Source organism: Oleiphilus sp. HI0043, assembly GCF_001634935.1.
In genome coordinates this window covers 1-580 of record NZ_LWEY01000296.1, presented here as the reverse complement: position 1 = coordinate 580, position 580 = coordinate 1, and the positions used below count along the sequence as shown (strand labels likewise).

1 protein-coding gene is annotated in these 580 nt (G+C 44.0%); it reads right to left on the bottom strand.

What is annotated here, in order from left to right; translation table 11 throughout:
* Positions 1–580: DNA gyrase subunit A (locus tag A3729_RS04215; protein WP_304439687.1), on the bottom strand; the 580-nt coding region annotated here is incomplete at both ends.

Sequence of the window (580 nt, the reverse complement as noted above, 5' to 3'; positions counted from 1 at the left end):
GAATTTCTTGAGCCTGAGTTGGCGATAAGTAATATTTACCATCACGCAAGCCATACTGTGGTTCTAAATCATCTGGGCGACAGGCATTCTCACCTGCACTAGCAAGCATCGCGGTCACATCACCAGGACTCCAAGCTTGAGCCAAGAGTTTTTCTTTCGCTTCCGCAGAACTTGGTGACTTCTTGATTAACTCAATAACCGGATCGATATTTGCCAAAGCAACCGTTAAACCTTCCAACACATGCCCACGCTCTCTCGCTTTACGGAGCAAGTAGACTGTTCTACGAGTAACGACTTCTCTTCGGTGCTTGACGAATATTTCTAGCGATTGCTTTAGATTGATCGTCTTTGGCTCACCATCAACCAAAGCAACCATATTAATACCAAATACGTTCTCAAGTTGAGTCTGGGCATAAAGGTTGTTCATGATCACTTCAGGCATTTCGCCACGTCGAAGTTCGATCACTATTCGCATACCTTCTTTATTAGACTCGTCACGAAGCTCGGTGATACCTTCGATCTTCTTGTCTTTAACAAGCTCGGCTATTTTCTCTATCAAACGGGCTTTATTAACCTGATA